The 1,146-nt window shown below is 60.1% G+C and carries 1 protein-coding gene; it reads left to right on the top strand.

The annotated features are described in order from the left end of the window. On the top strand, positions 1–1,146 hold a 1,146-nt coding region (locus tag EF096_RS20160; RefSeq protein WP_052150491.1), incomplete at its 5' end, for an ISL3-like element ISPpu12 family transposase.

Below are 1,146 nucleotides of genomic sequence, written 5' to 3'. Positions count from 1 at the left end.
CGGTTCGGCAAGCGTGACGTTCCCTATCGTGATCTGCCCATCCACGGCAAGCGGGTCACTCTCTGGGTGGTCCGCCGCCGATACACCTGCCGGGCCTGCAAGACAACATTCAGGCCCCAGCTACCGGAGATGGTGGACGGATTCCGTATGACACTGCGGCTGCATGAGTACGTGGAGAAGGAATCCTTCAACCACCCCTACACCTTTGTGGCGGCACAGACCGGCCTGGACGAGAAGACGGTGCGCGACATCTTCAACGCCCGCGCCGAGTTCCTGGGGCGCTGGCACCGCTTCGAGACGCCCCGCATCCTGGGCATTGACGAGCTATACCTGAACAAGCGCTACCGCTGCATTCTGACCAACATTGAGGAGCGAACCCTGCTCGACCTGCTGGCCACCCGCCGCCAGGACGTGGTGACCAACTACCTGATGAAGCTGAAAGACCGGCAGAAGGTCGAGATCGTCAGCATGGACATGTGGAACCCCTACCGGGCAGCGGTCAAGGCTGTGCTGCCCCAGGCCCGTATCGTGGTCGATAAGTTCCATGTGGTGCGCATGGCCAACGATGCCCTAGAGAGAGTGCGCAAGGGCCTCAGAAAGGAGCTGAAACCGTCCCAGAGCCGGACTCTCAAGGGAGACCGGAAAATCCTGCTGAAACGCGCTCACGAAGTCTCAGACCGGGAGCGCCTCATCATGGAGACCTGGACAGGCGCGTTCCCGCAACTGCTGGCCGCCTACGAGCACAAGGAGCGCTTCTACGGCATCTGGGACGCCACCACACGGCTCCAGGCAGAAGCCGCCCTGGACGAGTGGATAGCCACCATCCCGAAGGGCCAAAAGGAAGTCTGGAGCGATCTGGTCAGGGCAGTGGGAAACTGGCGCGAAGAGACCATGACCTACTTCGAGACGGACATGCCCGTCACCAACGCTTACACGGAGTCCATCAACCGACTGGCCAAGGACAAGAACCGTGAAGGGCGCGGTTACTCCTTCGAGGTGATGCGGGCACGAATGCTCTACACCACGAAGCACAAGAAGAAGGCACCGACTGCGAAGGTCTCTCCTTTCTACAAGAAAACCATCGGTTACGGACTGCCGGACTTCGCAGAGGAACTCAACTACGGAGTCGATCTATCAACCATCTGA

Source organism: Pseudomonas neustonica (assembly GCF_003797945.1).
GTDB lineage: Bacteria > Pseudomonadota > Gammaproteobacteria > Pseudomonadales > Pseudomonadaceae > Halopseudomonas > Halopseudomonas neustonica.
This window is presented reverse-complemented; position numbering and strand designations above follow the sequence as displayed.